Origin of the sequence: Roseovarius sp. EC-HK134, assembly GCF_902498815.1 — a bacterium.
GTDB classification, from domain to species: Bacteria; Pseudomonadota; Alphaproteobacteria; order Rhodobacterales; family Rhodobacteraceae; genus Roseovarius; species Roseovarius mucosus_A.
The window spans coordinates 433,178-453,116 of the sequence record NZ_LR701544.1 but is presented as its reverse complement, the minus strand read 5'-3'; the positions used below and the strand labels follow the sequence as shown (position 1 = coordinate 453,116).

The window sequence follows — 19,939 nt, the reverse complement described above, 5'->3', positions numbered from 1 at the left end:
ATTGATCTAGGGGTTTGAACTACACCCCCCACCACATCTTGTCAGCGCATCTCAAAAATCTATTCAAATGAACACTTTAAACGAAAACATGGTTGTGATACGCTAAAGCTATAAATCAATGCCAGCCGGAAAACCGGCGGCGCGAGGCAGTAAAAGAGCGGTTCTATGAAAACACGGGGCAGACAGCCGGTCCGTTGGGGCTTGGTGGCGTTCGCAACTTTCTGGATGCTGGTGATTGTGCCGCTGAGCGCGGTCGCCGCACCCTATGCAGCATTGGTGATGGACGCCCGCAATGGCGAGGTGCTTTATTCCAACAACGCAGACACGCGGCTGCACCCGGCCTCATTAACCAAGATGATGACGCTCTACGTGGTCTTCGAGGCGATCGAGAATGGCGAAATCGGCCTTGACGACAAAGTCGTGATTTCCAAACACGCCGCGTCTGAACCGCCCAGCAAACTTGGCGTGCGCGCGGGCAGCTCGATTGCGCTGCGCTATCTCATCCGCGCCGCAGCAGTCAAATCCGCCAATGACGCCGCCACCGCGCTTGGTGAGGCGATCGAAGGGTCCGAGGCGCAATTCGCCCGTCGTATGAATCGCACCGCCGAGGCGCTTGGCATGACGCGCACCACTTTCAAGAATGCCCATGGGCTGACCGAGAATGGCCATCTGTCCACCGCCCGCGATATGACTATTCTGGGGCGGCACCTGTTTTATGATTTTCCGCAATATTACAACCTCTTCTCGCGCATCACCACCGATGCTGGCGTGACGTCGGTCAGCCACACCAATCGCCGCCTGCTCGAGGCTTACCGCGGGGCTGACGGGATCAAGACGGGCTATACGCGCGCCGCAGGGTTCAACCTGACCGCCAGCGCCGAGCGCAATGGCGAACGGATCATCGCGACTGTGTTTGGCGGACAGTCCACCGCATCGCGCAATGCCAAAGTGGCCGAGCTTTTGGACTTGGGCTTTAACAAGGCACCGACGCAGGTCGCCGTGCATCGCCCGGCGCGCCCGCCTTATCTGGGCAAACTTGGCACCGCCCCGGTGATGATCGCCGCAGGCGAGGACCGCCCAAGCGTCGCCGCCAAGACCGTGCGCCTCACCACCGCTGCCGCTGTAGTCAAGAGCCTGCGCCCGCAATCGCGCCCCTTGCCCGCCGCCCCGATACCAGCCATCGCCGCGCGGGATGACATCGAACGCGCGCTACTGGCCGCCCAACAGGTTGCAACAGCCACAACCGAACCCGCCCCCCTTCCCCAAGGCAGCGCCGCCGTCACCCCCGAAATCCGCCCGGAACAGCGCCCGACCGAGATTGTGCTGGCCAGCGCCCCCGCACCGGAACCAGAACCCGAGGTCGTGACCCGCGTCTCTACCTCTGGCGGGCGGCATTGGGGGATCAACGTGGGCCGCTATTCCAGCGAATACAAGGCGCGCCAGATGCTTTTGCAAACGGCGTTGAACGAGATGGCGACACTGGATGGCAGCCTGCGCAAAGTGGTGCAACGCCCCGCCGGATTCGACGCCAATTTCATGGGCATGACCCGCGAAAGCGCCGATCTTGCCTGTCGCCGCCTTCAGGCCAAGAAAGTCACCTGCTTCATGATCGGCCCAAGCTGAGCACACGGCGGATTGGGGGCCAGCCCCCAAACCCCCGAGGTATTTCCGGCCAGATGAAATCGGTGTCATGGTTTGGGGCGATCATCCCAATCGTCGGACAGGATGCGCCGCGAGTCGCCCTCAGGATCGTCATATTGGTTTGAGCGCACCGTATACACAAACGCCACAAGCCCGACGCCCCCAAGGATCAGGGAAATCGGGATCAGATAGGTGAGGATATTCATCGCTTATCTCAATCTCAGCGCGTTGAGGGATACGGTGATCGAACTCAGCGACATGGCCAAGGCCGCAATGAGCGGTGAACACAGCCCCACCACGGCCAATGGCACGGCAATGACGTTATAGACCGTAGCGATCTGAAAGTTTTCGCGAATGCGGCGCGTGGCGGATTTCGCCGTCACGCAAGCTGCTGCAATTGGCGCAAGGTCATTGCCCAAAAGCACGATATCCGATGCCACCCGCGCGGCATCAAGCGCCGTAGCCGGCGATATTGACACATGCGCCCCGGCCAAGGCGGCCGTATCGTTGAGCCCGTCGCCCACCATCAGCACATGCGCCCCCTCGGCGGTCAATGCCGCCACGCGCGCCGCCTTGTCGGCGGGCAGCGCCTCGGCCATCCACTGCGGAATGCCAAGGCGCGTGGCAAGCGCCTCGACCGCAGGAGTGGTATCGCCGGAAATCAGGATCACCCGCTTGCCCTGATCCATCAACCCCTGCACTGCCTCGGCGGCACCGGGCCGCAGCGCATCAGCAAAGGTAAAGGCGAGCGGGGCCTGATCAGCAACCTTGAGAAAGGTCGCCGTCTCGGCGCGGCCCTGCGCCCCGGTCCAGCTGGCGCGCCCCAAGCGGATCTCTTGGCCCATATAGCTGGCCTTGGTTCCATATCCGGGCACTTCTGTGAGGTCTGTAAGGTCAGCAGCCACAATTCCCGCCGCGCGCGCAGCGCGGGTAATCGACTGCGCCAGCGGATGCGAAGACCCCTGCGCCAACCCCAACGCCAATTCCACCGCCTCACGCGGCAGGTCATCCAGATTGGTGACTTGCGGCGCGCCGGTGGTCAACGTGCCGGTCTTGTCAAACACGACCGTATCCACCTGTGCCAAGCGCTCCAGCGCCGTTTCATGCTTGATCAACATCCCCCGCCGGAACAGCCGCCCAGAGGCCGCCGTCGTGACCGCAGGCACCGCCAGCCCCAGCGCGCAAGGGCAGGTGATGATCAAAACCGCAGCGGCGATATTGAGCGCGGTGCGCACATCCCATGTGTAGAGATACCAGCCCAGAAAGCTGAGCCCCGCAAGGATATGCACCCCCGGCGCATAGAGCTTGGCGGCGCTATCGGCGAGCGAGGTATAGCGCGAGCGCCCCGACTCCGCGATGGCCACCAGATCGGCCATGCGGTGCAGCGAAGTTTCACGCCCCACCGCCGTGGCGCGAATCGTGAGTGGCCCGGTCAGGTTCACTTCACCTGCACTCACCACCTGCCCCAATCCCGCAAAAACCGGCAGGGTCTCGCCCGTCAAAAGCGAGCGGTCGATCTCGGACGTGCCGCTGACAATCTCGCCATCCACCGGCATCCGCCCACCGGGCCGCACGAGGATCAGATCACCAACGGCCAGCTGTGCGACGTTGACAACGTCTTCTAGGCCATCGACCAGCCGCGTCGCGCGCGGCACTTCGAGCGCGGTCAGCTCCTCTGCCGCAGAGCGCGCTATCGCCCGCGTCCGGTGATCCAGATACCGCCCCGCAAGCAGAAAGAACGTGAGCGCCATCGCCGCATCGAAATAGGCATGATGGCCCGACAGCATGGTTTCCCAAAGCGAGGTGATGATCGCCAGCACAATCGCCAGCACAATCGGCACATCCATATTGAGCCGCCCGTTGCGCAGCGCGGCCCAGGCATTGCGAAAGAACGGCACACCGGAAAAGGCAATCGCCGGCAGGGTGATCGCGGCGGAAATCCAATGGAACATATCGCGCGTTGCGTCCTCGGCCCCGGACCACACCGAGACCGACAACAGCATGACATTCATGCTGGCGAATCCGGCAACAGCCAGCCGCATCAAGAGGTCGCGCCCGGCGCGGTCATTCGCCGTGGCGTTCAGCGTGCCTTGATCCAGTTCATAGGCCTCGTATCCCAGCCCCTCGACCAGCGTGCGCATCTCTTCGGCGGTCACGCCGGGGGCCGCGTCAATGCTGGCCCTTTTTAGGGTCAGGTTGACACGCGCCGAATTCACCCGGCTATCCGCAGCGAGCGCCCGCTCGATCTTGGAAATGCAGGCCGAACAGTGAATTGTGGGCAAAGACAACGCAATTTGCGCCCGTGGCAAGGCGCTTGCCGCCAAAGCCTCGGCCGCCGGGGCGGCAGCGCAGGCCGGACAAGCCGAAGGCGAAGGGCGCATCGTGGCGGTCATGGTCTATTCCTTATGCAGAACGACACGCTGTTGAAAAAGAGTGCCGTCACGATCCCAAGCCTTCATGCGGATGTTCCAGTTGCCATCGCCCAGATCCATCGGGGCAACATAGGCCTGCCCATCATAGCTGAAGTCGGGCGTCTGGTCGTCCTGCACATGGGTGGCCCGCCCCACGGTCGCCTCAAGCTGCGCCACCTCGACGGGATTGCCAGCCACATCGGTGATATGCAGCATCAAGAGCCCGCCCGCGTGATCCGCCACCACGGTCCAGCCCAGCCCCTCTTGCGCGGCTTTGCGTTCGTTGAATTCCTGACTGGCCACATAGGAATTCTTGACCTCAAGCCCCGGAAAGGTTCGCACCGCTGAATACGCCAGCACCAGATTGACGCCGATGATCACGGAAAAAGCCCCGACAAAGCCGATCAACACATGCCTGCCGGTGATTTGACGCTCGGCCATCATTCTCCCTTTCCGTTAAAGACTGTGTCCTTATAGGCGCGCTCGCCATTGGTCAGATCCTCGATCCAGATCCGCACATCGCTGCGCTCGGCCGTGGCGGGCTCAGAGCCCGGCGGTGCCACCAGATAAACCCGCTGCAGGTACATTTCATCGGCGGCAACGCTGATCCGGCCCGCTTCCGCCCCCTCCAGTTCGACAGCAATGGCCGGGCTGCCCTTGACCGTAACCTCGAATTCGCGCGTCTCGTGCTGCATGTTGCGGATGCGCACCTCATAGGTATTGCGGATCGAGCCATCGGACAGGGTGACATAGGTCGGATTACGCACCGGTGCGACAGTCAGGTCGATATCCGACCGGATGAACAGCGCAAACACAAGCCCGATCCCCACCAGCGACCAGAGCGCGGTGTAGAGGATCGTGCGTGGGCGCAGGATATGTTTGAAGATCGGCTTGGGCTTGCCGCCCGCCCGCTCTGCCTCTTCATCGGTAAAGGCCATATAGTCGATCAGACCACGCGGCTTGCCGATCTTGGCCATGATGTCATCGCAGGCGTCGATACAAAGCGCGCAGGTGATGCACTCCAATTGTTGACCATCGCGAATGTCGATCCCCACCGGGCAAACATTGACGCAAGCCATACAGTCGATGCAATCACCCTGCGGCGCGCCCTCTTTGACCGCCTCTGAATTCTTGCGCGGCTCGCCCCGCCACTCGCGATAGCCGACGGTCAGCGTGTCCTCGTCCATCATCGCTGCCTGAATACGTGGCCAGGGGCAGGCATAGATGCAAATCTGCTCGCGCGCGAACCCGCCGAAAAAGAACGTCGTGCCGGTCAGCACCGCAATCGTGGTATAGGCGATAGGATGGGCGTCGAGGGTAAAAAGATCGACCAACAGCGTCGGCGCATCGGTGAAGTAAAACACCCAAGCGCCCCCCGTGGCCACCGCAATCAATAGCCATGTGATCCACTTGGTCAGCCGCAGACGTGCCTTGCGAACATCCCATTTTTTCTGCCGATGCAGGCGCAGCCGCGCATTGCGATCCCCCTCGATCCAACGCTCGACCAGAATAAAAAGGTCAGTCCAGACCGTTTGAGGACAGGCGTAGCCACACCACACCCGGCCCAGCGCCGAGGTGAACAAGAATAGCCCCAAGCCCGCCATCACCAAAAGACCGGCCACGAAATAGAACTCGTGTGGCCAAATCTCGATCCAGAAAAAGAAAAACCGCCGATTGGCGAGATCCAGCAAAACCGCCTGATCCGGCAGCGCAGCCCCCCGATCCCAGCGAATCCAAGGCGTCACATAATAGATGCCCAAGGTGACGATCATAATGACCCACTTCAGGTTGCGGAACTTGCCATACACCTTCTTGGGAAACACCGGTTCGCGCGCAGCATAGAGGGATTGCGGTTCGGTTGGATGGGAATCGGCCACGGACATACTCCGGTATGATCATTCTCTTGATCGTGTTCTGTCAGGATGCGGGCGCAACAGCTTTGACCTGCATCAAATTCTGAATCCTGAATCGATCTATTGCGCCACGCTATGTTGTCGAGCCATGCGCCGCAGCCAGACCACAAAGGTCCGCGCCGCAGGGCGCAGCACGCCAGGACGCGCCACCACATGATAACCGCTGTCTTCATGGTCTTGAAACAAGAGCCGTAGGCGACCCGCCGCGATATCCTGACGCACCCAGTCCAGAACCGTCACGGCAACCCCCTGCCCGTCGCGCAATCCGTCCAGCAACAGGTTGCCCGGCACCTGCATCAGCCCGGCTGCCCGCTCGCGCGTGACACCCCGACGGCGCAGCCAGTCGCTTGCCTCATTGGTGCCGAATTCCTGAAGCCAAGGCAAATCGGCCAGATCTGATGGCTCTTCGATCCGCCGCCCCTCAATAAGGCGGGGGGCAGCCACCGCGACAATGGGCGAAGAGAACAGCAGCTCTGCCTCCAGCCCCGGCCATTTACCGGGCCCATAGCGGATTGCGATGTCTATACCGCCCGGCTCTAGCGCAACCAACCGCGGGGTCGGGTCGATCATAAGGTCAATGTCAGGATGGCGATGGCGAAAATCACCCAAGCAAGGCATCAGCCAATGCGCCGCAAAACTCGGTGTGGTCGAGATCTGCAAAGGACGCTCGGAATTGCGCTGCGAAAGCGATTCGACCGCGCGCGCAATCGCGCCAAAGCCAAGCGACAGGGCATCCGCCAGATATTGGCCTTCTGCGGTCAGGCGCAATTGCCGCCCGCTACGGTCGACAAGCGCCAGGCCTACATGCGCCTCAAGCTGCTTGATCTGTTGGCTTACCGCCGCATGACTGACATTAAGCCGGTCACCCGCAGCCACCGTGCCGCCGGTTTCGGCCAAGGCCGCAAAGGCCCGCAATGCGGTCAAAGGAGGAAGAGACAGCCAATCCATCATGTAACCATATCTTACAAATCGAAATTTTTCCAGATTCGTTATTTACGTCCGTTTTCATCATGATGAACACAGAAATGCCAGATCGAAAGGACGAAACAATGCTCGGAATTCTTGCCAATACTTTCATGAACGCCACCCGTATGGATCAAGCCCCGCCGCGTCAGACCCCTCTCCACTGGCCCCCGGCAGACCGCTTTGGCACGCGGACAGGGGCCGAGATCGAAGCGCATCTTATCGGACGCCGCCGCTACTGAGGCGCAAAACAAAAAAGGCCCACAAGGGGGCCAACCAGTTGACAGTCGCACTGAACCTATGGGTAATCAGCACCGGCCCTTCCAGGAAACGCGCGAACAGAACGGAAGGACCGGTGCCTAACCCCGAGCTTTGCGGCTCGGGGTATTCTTTTAGGGCTGGCGCTTACTCGCCGCCGCCAAGCTGGTGGACATAGATCGCCACGGCGCGAATTTCGGCTTCGCTCAGGTCGGCCCCGCCCATCGCCGGCATCACGCCAAAGCGCGAATAGATCACGGTTTCCTTGATCGTGTCGAATGATCCACCATAGAGCCAGATCGCATCGGCAAGGTTCGGCGCGCCCTGATAGATATCGCCCTCTGCGGCCTCGCCATGGCATGCCGCGCAATTGTCCATGAACACGGCCTGACCATCGGAAACCAACGTGGCATCCTGCGGCTCACCGGACAGCGACATCACATAGTTGACCACCTGATCAATCTGCGCCGATTCGAGAATGTCGCCAAAGGCAGGCATCTGCGAATAGCGCGCATCCGGATCTTCCTCATTTCGGATACCATGGGCGATCGTGGCATGAATGTCCTCGATCGTGCCGCCCCAGAGCCAGTCGTTATCCAGAAGGTTGGGATAGCCACCCGCCTGAACACCTGCCGCCCCCGAGCCATGGCACTGCGCGCACCATGTTTTGAACACGGCATTACCCGCCGATGTGGCATATCCCTGCAATTCAGGATCACCTGCAATCTCGGTCAGCTCGACCGAGGCCAGCCTGGCGTTGATCTCGGCATTGGCGGCTTCGGCCTCGGCCAATTCGACCGCCACATTGGCGCGCGTCGACCAGCCTTTGTAGCCAGCCGTGGCCCCCTGAACCAGCGGCCATGCCGGATAGGCCACCACATACCACAGCGCCCAGACGATACAGGCGTAAAACGTCCACAGCCACCAGCGCGGCAGGGGATTGTTATACTCTTCAATCCCGTCCCATTGATGGCCGGTGGTTTCGACCTCTTGGTTCTTCTTATTGGGTTGTTTGGCCATGTCTCATGCCTCCTCGTGCCGGGCGCCGTTGGTCGGGGCCGGTTTGTCTTCGTGCCGGAACGGGATGGTTGACGGGTTCTCATAGCTCTTGGTGGCGCCGGGGCGGAACACCCAGAACACGACGCCAACAAAGAACGTAAAGAGTGCCAGCAACATCCAGCTATCGGCAAATTCACGCAACAGCGAATAGGTTTCCATCGGTTCGCTCCCTTACCGGCTCGCGTCCGGGGTGAAGGTCGAGAAATCAACCAGCGTCCCCAGCATTTGCAAATAGGCGATCAGCGCATCCGCCTCGGAAATCCCGGGCTGCCCGTCGAAATTGCGCACTTGTGCCTTGGGATAGCGCGCCAAGAGACCCTCGGTATCGCCATCGGGATCAATCTGCACCATAAAGTCAGCCTTGGCGTTCTCGATCATCTCGTCACTATAGGGCACGCCCACCAAACGATGTGTCTTGAGCAGATCCTCGATATGCGCAGGCTCGATCATCCGGTTTTCGAGAAAGCCATATTTCGGCATCACCGACTCTGGCACAACCGACTGCGGGTCGCGCAGGTGATCGACATGCCAGTCATCCGAATAGCGCCCGCCGACACGGGCCAGATCCGGACCCGTCCGCTTGGACCCCCACTGGAACGGGTGGTCATATTTCGATTCCGCCGCCAGCGAATAGTGCCCATAGCGCTCGACCTCATCGCGCATCGGGCGGATCATCTGACTATGGCAGACGTAACAGCCCTCGCGGATGTAGATATCGCGGCCCGTCAACTCCAGCGGAGAGTAGGGGCGCATGCCCTCTACATCCTCGATGGTGTTTTCAAGCCAGAACAGCGGGGCGATCTGCACGATCCCCCCAACCGTGACGACAAGGAAGGCAAAGATCGCCAAAAGCGTGACGTTCTTTTCCAGGATTGCGTGTTTGTCCAGAATTGCCATCTCTCCGGCCCTCCTTATTCAGCCGGGACTGCACTGTTCACAGGCGCGACGGCCGGCGAACGTGTCACAGTCATCCAGAGGTTGTAGCACATGATCAACGCACCAGAGAGGAACAACACCCCACCCAGACCGCGCACCACATACATCGGGAACTTTGCGGCCACGGTATCGGCGAACGAGTTCACGAGGAAACCGTTGGCATCAACTTCGCGCCACATCAGGCCCTCCATGATCCCCGTCACCCACATGGCAGCGGCGTAGAGAATGATGCCGATGGTGGCCAACCAGAAATGCCAGCTCACAAGGCTCAGCGAATAGAGCCGCTCGCGGTTCCACAACTTCGGCACAAGGAAGTAGAGCGCCCCAAAGGTGATCATACCGTTCCAGCCAAGCGCCCCAGAATGCACGTGCCCAATGGTCCAGTCCGTGTAATGCGACAGCGAGTTGACCGCGCGGATCGACATCATCGGCCCTTCAAAGGTGGACATGCCGTAGAACCCGATGGAAATCACCATCATCCGGATCACCGGATCGGTGCGCAGCTTGTCCCATGCCCCCGAAAGCGTCATCAGACCGTTGATCATCCCACCCCAGGACGGCATCCACAGCACGATCGAGAACACCATGCCCAACGTCGAGGCCCAGTCCGGCAGCGCCGTGTAATGCAGGTGGTGCGGACCAGCCCAGATGTAGATAAAGATCAGCGCCCAAAAGTGGATGATCGACAGCTTATAGCTGTAAACCGGGCGTTCGGCCTGCTTGGGCACAAAGTAATACATCATGCCCAAGAAACCTGCCGTCAGGAAAAAGCCCACGGCGTTATGGCCATACCACCACTGTGTCATCGCGTCCTGCACGCCGGAAAAGACCTGCACCGACTTGGAGCCAAAGATCGAGACCGGAATGCTCAGGTTGTTGACCACATGCAGCATTGCCACCGTGATGATGAACGACAGGTAAAACCAGTTGGCGACATAGATATGCGGCTCTTTGCGCTTGACGATCGTGCCCAGGAACACAGCCAGATAGGCCAGCCAGACCACCGTCAGCCACAGATCGACATACCATTCAGGCTCTGCATATTCCTTGGATTGCGTGGCACCCAGCAAATAGCCGGTCGCAGCCAGAACAATCACGAGTTGGTAGCCCCAGAACACGAACCACGCGAGATTGCCGCCCCAGAGACGCGCCGCAGAGGTGCGTTGTACAACGTAAAACGACGTGGCGATCAGCGCATTGCCCCCAAAGGCGAAAATCACCGCCGAGGTGTGCAGCGGACGCAACCGACCAAAATTCGCATAACCCTGCGCCCAATCGAAATTGAGCCCAGGAAAGGCAAGCTGAAAGGCAATGAACGTGCCCGCAAGGAAACCGACAACGCCCCAGATGGCCGTTGCAATCACCCCGGCGCGCACCACGCCATCCATGTATTCCCCCGACAGATCCACTTGGGATTTCGGTTCGTCTGTGTGGCGCAGGGTCCACAGAAAAAGCCCACCAGCCACCAACGCCACCGTCAGCGCGTTGACCAGATAGGCCAGATCGCGCGCATAATTGGCCGCGATCAACGCCAGAAGCGTGACCAGACCAAGCACGATCAGCTTGATATAATTCGTCATGTTGCGTCCCTTCGTCTCTTTCTGCCCGAGTCGCCGTGACCCGCGCAGGCGCGTTAGACTGTGACCGTAATGCTAGGGTCAGACTCAACTATCCTTGATCTGTGTCAAAACACTGACTTTGATCAATTGATCCGCGTCAAGGCAGCCCCGGCAATACACTCCTAAGGTGACATAACGTGTGACACAGTCAAAGGAATGCGACATGACCTACAACAGCCTGTTTTCCGTTTTGACCGATGAGTCCCTTGTTGAGGAAACCTTGGCCCATGCCACCAGCATGGCTGCCCGCTATGATGCCCATCTTGATGTGCTCTGCTTGGGCGTGGATCGAAGCCAATCGGGCTATTATTATTCGGGCGCCAGCGCCATCGTGCTGCAAGAAACGATTGCCCGCGCCCAGCAAGAGGCCACCGCCATCGAGACCAAAGCCCGCGCCCTGTTCAAGAATTCATCCCTACGTTGGGCGGTTGAGGCGGGCGTCAGCCAATTGGCCGATCTGGGGCGGCATGTTGCGGCCCGGGCGCGATTCTCGGATCTGGTCATTCTGGCGCAGCCCTATGGCAAGGGCCGCGGAGCCGAACTGGAACCTGCGACCGAATCGGCCCTGTTCGAGGCGCGGACCCCGGTCATTATCGCCCCCGCCGGTGGCGAGCCGGTGCCCAATCCGGGCCGGATCATGATCGGCTGGAACGAAAGCAACGAGGCGCTTGGCGCCGTGCGCGCCGCCCTGCCCCTGCTGAAAGAGGCGGATGTGGTGCATGTGGTGGTGATCGACCCGCCGACGCATGGGCCCAACCGCTCGGATCCCGGTGGGCTTTTGTCGCAATACCTTGCGCGTCACGGCGTCAAGGTCGAGATTGACGTGCTCTCCAAAACCCTACCCCGTGTCTCGGACGTGCTCTTGCGCCATGCCCGCGATATGGATGCCGATATGGTGGTGATGGGGGCCTATGGCCACTCGCGCTTTCGCGAGGCAATCTTTGGCGGTGCCACCCGCTATATGCTGGAACAGGCGACCATGCCGGTTTTCATGGCGCATTAGGGAAATAGCGCAGCTTGGGCGGATTGGGGGCCAGCCCCCAAACCCCCGAGGTATTTAGAGCCAGATGAAGCCCTGCAAAAGACGCAAGGCCTCAGATCAGCATGCCGCCGTCGCTGTCATCACCCGCCTCTTCCAGCAGGCGGTTGAAATCCGGCACGGTGACGCGGCGCTTGCCCTCAAGCTCGATGACCCCGTCCTTTTTCAGAGCGGACACCTGACGGCTTACCGTTTCGAGCGTCAGGCCGAGGTAATCCGCCATCGCTTCGCGCGTCAGCGGCAGATCAAACACCAGCGGCCCGCGCGTGCCGTTCATGTTCAGCGTGGCATCGCGCCGCGCAATGATCGCCATTAATGAGGCTATTTTTTCGCGCGCCGTTTTGCGGCCCAAAACCAACATCCACTCCCGCGCCGCATCCAGCTCGTCCAGCGTCATTTCGAGCAGGCGCTGCGCGATATGCGGCGTGCGCACCATCATCTCTTCAAACGGTTTCTTGCGGAAACAGCACATCACCATATCGGTCACCGCCACAACGTCATAGGCAGCGCTGCTGCGCCCCGGGCGGCCCACGAAATCGCTTGGCAAGAGCAAGCCCACCATCTGCGTGCGCCCGTCCTCCATCGTCTGGGTCAGCGTCGCAATCCCCGATACGACCGAACCCACGAAATCCATCGGATCGCCAGACCATATCAAGGTCTGCCCCGATTCGTAGCTTCGGTAGTATTTGATCTGATCCAGCAGCGCCAATTCATCGGATTCGCATCGCGCACAAACGGCCCGATGCCGGATCGGACAATCCCCGCATTCATGGGGGATGATCGAGGCTTTCTCTTTCAGCATGGAGTTTCCACTATTCGGGGTGCTGTCAGGGTCGGTTGATTTAAATCAATGCGGGATGGCAAGTTCCTGTTAACTCTAGGGGTATGGACACAAAAACTCAACTAGGCAAACTGGGTCTCTTTGATGCCAAAGTGCCGCGCTACACCAGCTACCCGACCGCGCCCCACTTCAACCGCGATGTGGGACAGGATCAATTTACAAGCTGGATCAACGCGATACCAGAAGGCGCAGAGATTTCTCTCTATGTACATGTGCCGTTCTGTCGGCGGCTTTGCTGGTTCTGCGCCTGCAGAACCCAAGGCACCCAGACAGATGCCCCCGTCGCGGCCTATCTTGAAACGCTCAAGACCGAGATCGCGATGCTGGGTCGGCAGCTTCCACGCGGTGTGCGCCTGTCGCGCCTGCATTGGGGTGGCGGCACGCCCACGCTTCTCTCGCCCGGCATGATGAGCGAATTGGCGGGGGCCATCCGTGATATCGCCCCCTTTACCGACACCACCGAATTCTCGGTCGAGATTGACCCGAATGAAATAGACGCCGCGCGTCTCGACGCGCTCGCGGGGGCCGGTATGAACCGCGCCTCAATCGGGGTGCAGGATTTTGACGAGCAAATCCAAAAGAGCATCGGTCGGATGCAGGGCTATGACATCACCCGCCACGCGGTCGATGAAATCCGCGCCCGCGGCGTCAAAAGCCTGAATGCCGATATCCTTTATGGTCTGCCACATCAGAACCGCGCCCGCATCACCGAGAGCGTGCAGAAACTCTTGTCGCTCAATCCCGACCGCGTTGCGCTCTATGGCTATGCGCATGTGCCGTGGATGGCCAAGCGCCAACAGATGATCCCCTCGGATGCCCTGCCCACACCGCAAGAACGTCTGGCCCTGTTTGAAACCGCGCGCCGTCTGTTTCTGTGGGACAATTACGACGAAATCGGTATCGACCATTTCGCCACCGCCTCTGACGGGCTGAGCGTGGCGCAAAAATCCGGGCTGCTGCGTCGCAATTTCCAAGGCTACACCGACGACACCGCCGAGGTGTTGATCGGCTTGGGGGCCTCTTCCATCTCGCGCTTTCCGCAAGGCTATGCGCAGAATGCCCCCGCGACAGGGGCCCATACCGGTGCCATCCGCGACGGACGCTTTTCAACCACGCGCGGCCATATCTTTTCCCCCGAGGACAAGCTGCGCTCGCGTATGATCGAAATGCTGATGTGCGATTTCCGCATTGATAGCGCCGAGATTTTCCGCGAATTTGCCATCCCCGCCGCAGAGTTGCAGGCGATGCTCTCTGCCGTGGAACGCCGCTTTGACGGGCATCTGAAACTCGACGCCACCGGCCTTTCCATCCCGCTCGAGGCGCGCCCGCTGACCCGCATGATCGCGCGCCAGTTCGACACCTATGAGATGAACGCCGACGGCCATTCTTCGGCGATCTGAGGGGATCACACCTCTGTGCGCCCCTCAAGCGCCGCTGCCAGCAGCTTGCGCGCATAGTCGGTTTGCGGCGCGGTAAACAATGTTTCGGCATCGCCCGCCTCGACCACATCGCCATCTTTCATCACCATCACCCGGTGACTCATGGCGCGCACCACATGCAGATCGTGGCTGATAAAGAGATAGGCCAGCGCGTATTTCCGCTGCAATTCCCGCAAGAGATCGACGATCTGCACCTGCACGGTCATGTCCAGCGCGCTGGTCGGCTCGTCCAATACCACCAGCTTGGGCCGCAGGATCATGGCGCGGGCAATCGCGATGCGCTGCCGCTGCCCACCTGAAAATTCATGGGGATAGCGATCCATCATGGCAGGGTTCAGCCCCACCTCGTCCATCACCTCTGCCACCAAGTCCCGCTCGGGCCGCCCATCGGGGTTGCCATGCACGCCCAGCCCCTCGGCAATGATCTGCGCGGCGGTCATGCGCGGGCTCAGGCTTCCGAATGGGTCTTGAAATACGATCTGCATTTCGGCCCGCCGACGCCGCAACTCGCGCGTGGACCAGCCATTCACATCTTCACCCGCAAAGCGGATGCCGCCCTCAGACGCAATCAGCCGCATGATCGCCAAGGCCAGCGTGGTCTTGCCCGACCCGCTCTCGCCCACGATGCCTAGGGTTTCGCCCGCCCGCACGCTGAGCGTGGCGGCATTCACCGCCTTCACATGCCCCACAGTGCGTTTCAAAAACCCCTTCTGGATCGGGAACCACACCCGCAAGTCATGGGTTTCAGCCACCACCGGCGCACCCTCTGTCACCGGCGACGGCAGCCCAACAGCCCGCGCGCTCAGCAGTTTGCGGGTATACGCATGCTGAGGGGCTGCAAAGACATCCGCCACTGGCCCAGCCTCGACAATCTCGCCGTCTTTCATCACGCAGACCCGGTCAGCAATGCGCTGCACGATCCCCAGATCATGCGTGATAAAGAGCAGGCCCATCCCCTCTTCGCGCTTTAACTCCGCCAGCAATTCCAGAATCTGCGCCTGAATGGTCACATCCAGCGCGGTGGTCGGTTCGTCGGCAATCAGGATGTCGGGCTTGTTGGCCAAGGCCATGGCGATCATCACCCGCTGCCTTTGCCCGCCAGATAGCTGATGCGGATAGGCCCCCAGACGGCTTGCCGCGTCACGAATACCCACCCGCTCGAGCAGTTCCACAATCCGCCCGCGCGCCGCATCGCCGGTCAGCCCCTGATGCAACTCTAGGCTTTCTCGCAACTGCTTTTCCAATGTGTGCAGCGGGTTGAGCGATGTCATCGGCTCTTGAAAGATGAAACTGATGTCATTGCCGCGCACCTGCCGCAGGCGCCGTTCATCCGCGCCGACCATCTCTTGCCCGGCATAGGTGACAGAGCCTGTGACCTGCGCCGACGACCCCAAAAGCGACACGGTCGACAGCGCCGTCACCGATTTGCCCGAGCCAGACTCGCCCACAAGCGCCACGGTTTCGCCCCGGTCCACGCTGAACGACACGCCCTTGACCGCCGGGATGACCTGCCCGTCCTGCCGAAAACTGATCCGCAGGTCTTTGACATCCAGCATACTCATTCAAAGGTCTTTCTGGGGTCAAAGGCATCGCGCACGCCCTCAAAAATGAAGACCAAGAGCGACAGCATGATGGCAAAGGCAAAGAAGGCGGTAAAGGCGAGCCAGGGCGCTTGCAGGTTCTGCTTGGCCTGTAGCGTCAACTCCCCAAGCGACGGGGCCGAGGACGGCAGGCCAAAGCCCAGAAAATCCAATCCCGCCAAAAGCGAAATCGTCCCGGTGATGACAAACGGCAGCATCGTCAGCGTCGCCACCATGGCATTTGGCAGCATGTGACGGAACATGATCGTGAGGTTGGATACGCCCAACGCCTTGGCCGCACGCACATATTCCAGATTGCGCGCGCGCAGGAATTCGGCCCGCACCACACCCACCAAAGCCATCCAGCCAAACAGCACCGTAATCACGACAAGCAGCCAGAAACTGCGCGGTAGGATCGCGAAAAGGATGATGATCACATAAAGCTGCGGGGTCGAGGCCCAGATTTCGATGATCCGCTGGAAAATAAGATCAGTGCGCCCGCCAAAATAGCCCTGCACCGCCCCCGCCGCGATGCCGATCACCGACGAGAGCGCCGTCACGATCAGCGTGAACAGCACCGACAACCGGAATCCATAAATCACCCGCGCCAGCACATCGCGCTTGGTGTCATCCGTACCCAGCAGATTTTGCCCATTGGGCGGCAGCGGGGCCGCACCGGGCCGGTCCACAGTAGTATTGTAGCTATAGGGAATGGGCGGCCAGATCGCCCAACCCTTGGCAATCTCTTCGCCTTCGACCACCCCATCTTCGGCATCCACAATCACGCCCTCGGGATCGTCAAAACAGATATCCAATCCACCCGACGCAATCAGACAGCGCACCTCGGGGTCACGGTAAATCGCCTCGGTCTCGAAATCGCCACCAAACTCTGTTTCCGGATAAAACCTGAAAATCGGCATGTAGAGTTCGCCGCGATATTGCACGAGGATCGGTTTGTCATTGGCCACAAACTCGGCAAAGAGCGTGATGGTGAAAATCACCGAAAACAGGATCAGCGACCAATAGGCCCGATTGTTGCGCCGAAAGTTGCGCCACCGGCGTTGGTTGAGCGGCGAGAGACGGATCACCCGATCAGCCCTCCCGTTTTTCAAAGTCGATCCGTGGATCAACCAGCACATACATCAGGTCAGACAGGATCCCCACCACAAGACCGATGAGGCCAAAGAGAAAGAGCGTTCCGAACATCACCGGATAATCGCGCCCCACGGCGGCCTCAAACCCCAGCCGCCCTAGGCCATCAAGGCTGAAAATCGTCTCGATCAGGACAGAACCGCCAAAAAACACCCCGATGAACACCGCCGGAAAGCCCGCAATCACGATCAGCATCGCATTGCGGAACACATGCCCGTACAGAACCTTGCGTTCGCTCAGCCCCTTGGCGCGCGCGGTCATCACATAGTGTTTCTTGATCTCGTCGAGAAAACTGTTCTTGGTCAACAGCGTCAGCGTCGCAAAGGCCGAAATGGTCGAGGCAAGGACCGGCAAGGCGATATGCCAGAGGTAGTCGCCGATTTTTCCCAACAGGCTCAGTTGCTCGAAATTATCCGATGTCAGGCCACGCAAGGGGAAGATCTGGAAATAGCTGCCCCCGGCGAACAGCACCAACAGCATGATCGCAAACAGAAACGCCGGAATAGCATAGGCCACGATGATGACACCGCTGGTCCATGTGTCAAACTTGGTGCCGTCGCGCACCGCCTTGGCCACACCAAGAGGGATCGACACGATATAGGCAATAAGCGTCGACCACAGGCCCAGCGTAATGGAAACCGGCATCTTTTCCAGAACCAGATCCAGCACTTCGATCTTGCGGAAATAACTCTCGCCAAAGTCAAAGCGCATGTAATTCCACATCATGTTGAAAAACCGCTCCAAGGGCGGCTTATCAAGCCCGAATTGCTCTTCCAGCTCCTTGATCAGTTCCGGCGGCAGGCCCCGCGCCCCAAGGTATTGGTCATTGCCACCGGCAGCCCCCACCATCTCTTGCCCGGTGTCAGAGCCAGAGCCAGAAAAGCTCTCGAACACATTGCCCTGCCCCTGCATATTGGCAATCATCTGCTCGACCGGGCCACCCGGCACGAATTGCACCAGAGCAAAGTTGATCACCATGATGCCAAAGAGCGTGGGCACGATCAGCAACAGCCGCCGCAGGATATAGGCCCCCATCTCAGTGGCTCCTCAGGATCACAGCGCGCCCGCGTCTTTCAACGCCTGCGCCTTGTCGGCGTCATACCACCAGAAATCCAGCACGCCCGTCGCATAGGGCGGCAGCGGGTCTGGGTAGGCATACATATCCCAATAGGCCACCCAGCTTTTGTCCAGATACCATGTCGGGATCATGAAAAACTCATAGCGCAAGGCACGGTCAAGTGCAGTCAAGGCCACGTCCTGTTCTTCCTTGCTGGCTGACTCGAGCGCGCGGTCAATGATCGCGTCGATCATCGGGCTTGCCAGCCCTGCCGGGTTGAACAGGCTGAACGCCGCTTCCTTGCTGCCATAGCGCTGATGCAGGCCGGTGCCCGCCTCCAGAAACGCCACATAGCTGTCAAAGATCAGGTCATAATCGCGATCCCGCTCGCGCGCCGTGTATTGCGCGGCGTCGATTTTGTCGAACTTGGCATCAATGCCCATCAGTTGCAGATTGCTCACAAAGCTCTCGACCACCGCCGACATGGTGGCAGAGCCAGAGGCCGAAATCGGGATTTCGATCTTGAGCACCTCGCCCGCCGCATTTCGCCGCTTGCCATCACCGCCCACGGCCCAACCGGCCTCGTCCAAAAGCTTCATGGCCGCGCGCAGATTGCGCCGGTCATTCAGGCGCTCACCATCAGAGGTATGCGCCATCACCGCAGTCGCGGTCAGCATCTCTTCGGGCACGATATCGCCCAAGGATTGCAACAGCGCCAATTCCGCCCCCTCGGGCGCGCCCTTGGCCTCGAGCGGGGTGTCCTGCACAAAGGAGTGTCGCTGCTTGAAGAGGTCATATTGCAACGACGAATTGGTCCATTCGAAATTGAACCCCAGCGCAATCGCTTGCCGCACCCGCTTGTCCTGCAACTTTTCGCGGCCCAGATTGAAAACGAACCCCGAGGGTGTCGGCGGCAATCCATCGGGCAATTCCGCCTTGACCACATAGCCTGCATTGGCCGCCGGAAAATCATATCCGGTGGCCCATGTCTTGGAATTTCCCTCAGGCCGGAATGTGTAAATCCCCGCCTTGAACGCCTCGAACGCGGCATTGTCATCGGCAAAATACTCGATCCGGATGCGGTCGAAATTATGCCGCCCCTTGTTGATTGGCAGGTGCCAGCCCCAATACTCCGGGTTGCGCTCATAGACGATGTTGCGGTTCACATCATAGCTTTTGACCTGATAGGGGCCTGATCCCGGTGCCGCCTCCAGCCGTGGCTCATCCAGCCGCGCGCCGGTGTCCTCATACCATTTGCGTGGAAACACTGGCGTGCCGCCCACCTGATCAATCAGCGACCGGCGTGAAATCCCGTCCGCAAAGGTGAACTTCACGGTGTGATCATCCAGCGCCTCGGCGCTCAGCACCCGCCGCTTGACCGCATCGGCATAGGATTTCAGCCCCTGCTCCAGAAACAGGTTGTGTGAAAACACCACATCATGCGCTGTCACCGGCGTGCCGTCGGCAAACTTTGCCTCGGGGCGCATGTGGAAGATTACCCATGTTTTGCCAGCGTCATATTCCAGGCGTTCCGCCAAGAGACCGTAGCCCTCGTTATAGCTGTCTCCCGGCAGTGGCTCGCCGCTCGCCTCGGACGCGCCCAGCAGGCTCTCGTAAACCATCCAAGACAGCCGCCCGGCCCGCCCCTGCCGCGCGTAGGGGTTCATCGAATCGAATGTACCAGGCGCAAAAAGCGAAATTTCCCCGCCCTTGGGCGCTTCGGGGTTCACATAGTCGAAATGCGCGTAATCGGCGGGGTATTTCAGATCGCCGTAAAACGAATAGCCATGAGACGAGATCACCTCATCTTGCGCCAAGACCGCCTGCGCCATCAGCGTCGCAATCGAGAACCCGATCATCGTCACCCGAAGCCGCCATGGCACCAGACTCGCAAAGGTTCGGGTTTTGGTCAGGGTGTTCCGTACGGTCATGCCATCCTCCTCCTGCCGCACCCATTATCTGGTGCTTCATCGCGTGCTGGCAAGCTAAGGAGGGGGCGCGTCTTGTTCAAGCGCCGATCCTGTCCTCTGC

General features: G+C 60.0%; 18 protein-coding genes. 4 read left to right on the top strand and 14 right to left on the bottom strand.

Translation table 11 applies throughout. The annotated features are described in order from the left end of the window. Nucleotides 1–165 precede the first annotated feature (165 nt). Nucleotides 166–1,623, top strand: a complete 1,458-nt coding sequence (locus GC127_RS06100; protein WP_037298006.1) for a D-alanyl-D-alanine carboxypeptidase family protein — start codon at nucleotides 166–168, stop codon at nucleotides 1,621–1,623. A gap of 65 nt (nucleotides 1,624–1,688) precedes the next feature. Here GC127_RS06100 and ccoS read toward each other — a convergent pair whose 3' ends face one another. The 5 genes from ccoS to GC127_RS06075 all read right to left on the bottom strand — a co-directional run bounded on the left by ccoS (nucleotide 1,689) and on the right by GC127_RS06075 (nucleotide 6,913). Continuing rightward, entirely contained in the window at nucleotides 1,689–1,847 is a 159-nt protein-coding gene (gene ccoS, locus GC127_RS06095) for a cbb3-type cytochrome oxidase assembly protein CcoS (RefSeq protein WP_008281603.1), read from the bottom strand. Nucleotides 1,848–1,850: 3 nt separating this feature from the next. After that, nucleotides 1,851–4,034, bottom strand: a complete 2,184-nt coding sequence (locus tag GC127_RS06090; protein ID WP_151977033.1) for a heavy metal translocating P-type ATPase — start codon at nucleotides 4,032–4,034, stop codon at nucleotides 1,851–1,853. A 3-nt stretch (nucleotides 4,035–4,037) separates the two neighbouring features. After that, nucleotides 4,038–4,493 carry a FixH family protein gene (locus GC127_RS06085; RefSeq protein ID WP_198133595.1) on the bottom strand — a complete coding sequence of 152 codons (456 nt, stop codon included), beginning with the start codon at nucleotides 4,491–4,493 and terminating at the stop codon, nucleotides 4,038–4,040. Next, the gene (gene ccoG / locus GC127_RS06080) at nucleotides 4,493–5,929 is read right to left on the bottom strand and encodes a cytochrome c oxidase accessory protein CcoG (protein WP_081508571.1); all 1,437 of its coding nucleotides are present in this window, start codon (nucleotides 5,927–5,929) and stop codon (nucleotides 4,493–4,495) included. Before ccoG ends, GC127_RS06085 begins: the two co-directional genes overlap by 1 nt. A gap of 96 nt (nucleotides 5,930–6,025) precedes the next feature. Beyond that, on the bottom strand, nucleotides 6,026–6,913 hold the full coding sequence (locus GC127_RS06075; protein WP_151979652.1) for a LysR family transcriptional regulator: 888 nt from the start codon (nucleotides 6,911–6,913) through the stop codon (nucleotides 6,026–6,028). Nucleotides 6,914–7,014: 101 nt separating this feature from the next. Between GC127_RS06075 and GC127_RS22760 the strand changes: the two genes are divergently transcribed. Then, nucleotides 7,015–7,170: a hypothetical protein gene (locus GC127_RS22760; RefSeq protein WP_157132409.1), complete on the top strand. Its 156-nt coding sequence runs from the start codon at nucleotides 7,015–7,017 to the stop codon at nucleotides 7,168–7,170. Nucleotides 7,171–7,333: 163 nt separating this feature from the next. Here the strand turns inward: GC127_RS22760 and ccoP are convergent, their stop codons facing one another. From ccoP to ccoN, 4 genes are read right to left on the bottom strand one after another with little or no spacing between them, the layout of a single operon-like run. After that, a complete protein-coding gene (ccoP, locus tag GC127_RS06070) occupies nucleotides 7,334–8,206 on the bottom strand; it encodes a cytochrome-c oxidase, cbb3-type subunit III (protein ID WP_008281596.1) in 873 nt (290 codons plus the stop codon). A gap of 3 nt (nucleotides 8,207–8,209) precedes the next feature. After that, entirely contained in the window at nucleotides 8,210–8,404 is a 195-nt protein-coding gene (locus GC127_RS06065; RefSeq protein WP_008281595.1) for a CcoQ/FixQ family Cbb3-type cytochrome c oxidase assembly chaperone, read from the bottom strand. 12 nt (nucleotides 8,405–8,416) lie between these two features. Further along, complete coding sequence (ccoO, locus tag GC127_RS06060) at nucleotides 8,417–9,142, bottom strand: cytochrome-c oxidase, cbb3-type subunit II (protein WP_008281594.1); 726 nt, start codon at nucleotides 9,140–9,142, stop codon at nucleotides 8,417–8,419. A 14-nt stretch (nucleotides 9,143–9,156) separates the two neighbouring features. Next, a complete protein-coding gene (gene ccoN, locus GC127_RS06055) occupies nucleotides 9,157–10,761 on the bottom strand; it encodes a cytochrome-c oxidase, cbb3-type subunit I (RefSeq protein ID WP_008281593.1) in 1,605 nt (534 codons plus the stop codon). Between the two features lie 202 nt (nucleotides 10,762–10,963). On the opposite strand from ccoN, the gene GC127_RS06050 reads away from it, so the two are divergent. After that, nucleotides 10,964–11,803: a universal stress protein gene (locus GC127_RS06050; RefSeq protein WP_151977031.1), complete on the top strand. Its 840-nt coding sequence runs from the start codon at nucleotides 10,964–10,966 to the stop codon at nucleotides 11,801–11,803. 91 nt (nucleotides 11,804–11,894) lie between these two features. Here the strand turns inward: GC127_RS06050 and fnrL are convergent, their stop codons facing one another. Continuing rightward, nucleotides 11,895–12,641, bottom strand: a complete 747-nt coding sequence (fnrL, locus tag GC127_RS06045; protein WP_008281590.1) for a transcriptional regulator FnrL — start codon at nucleotides 12,639–12,641, stop codon at nucleotides 11,895–11,897. Between the two features lie 83 nt (nucleotides 12,642–12,724). Here fnrL and hemN point away from each other — a divergent pair, with 83 nt between their 5' ends. After that, on the top strand, nucleotides 12,725–14,080 hold the full coding sequence (gene hemN / locus GC127_RS06040; protein ID WP_151977029.1) for an oxygen-independent coproporphyrinogen III oxidase: 1,356 nt from the start codon (nucleotides 12,725–12,727) through the stop codon (nucleotides 14,078–14,080). A gap of 5 nt (nucleotides 14,081–14,085) precedes the next feature. Here hemN and GC127_RS06035 read toward each other — a convergent pair whose 3' ends face one another. From GC127_RS06035 to GC127_RS06020, 4 genes are read right to left on the bottom strand one after another with little or no spacing between them, the layout of a single operon-like run. Continuing rightward, the gene (locus GC127_RS06035) at nucleotides 14,086–15,675 is read right to left on the bottom strand and encodes an ABC transporter ATP-binding protein (protein WP_254700229.1); all 1,590 of its coding nucleotides are present in this window, start codon (nucleotides 15,673–15,675) and stop codon (nucleotides 14,086–14,088) included. A gap of 2 nt (nucleotides 15,676–15,677) precedes the next feature. After that, nucleotides 15,678–16,784: an ABC transporter permease gene (locus GC127_RS06030; protein ID WP_081508572.1), complete on the bottom strand. Its 1,107-nt coding sequence runs from the start codon at nucleotides 16,782–16,784 to the stop codon at nucleotides 15,678–15,680. 7 nt (nucleotides 16,785–16,791) lie between these two features. Further along, nucleotides 16,792–17,886, bottom strand: a complete 1,095-nt coding sequence (locus tag GC127_RS06025; RefSeq protein ID WP_008281586.1) for a microcin C ABC transporter permease YejB — start codon at nucleotides 17,884–17,886, stop codon at nucleotides 16,792–16,794. Between the two features lie 18 nt (nucleotides 17,887–17,904). Beyond that, a complete protein-coding gene (locus GC127_RS06020; protein ID WP_151977025.1) occupies nucleotides 17,905–19,860 on the bottom strand; it encodes an extracellular solute-binding protein in 1,956 nt (651 codons plus the stop codon). Nucleotides 19,861–19,939: the final 79 nt, after the last annotated feature.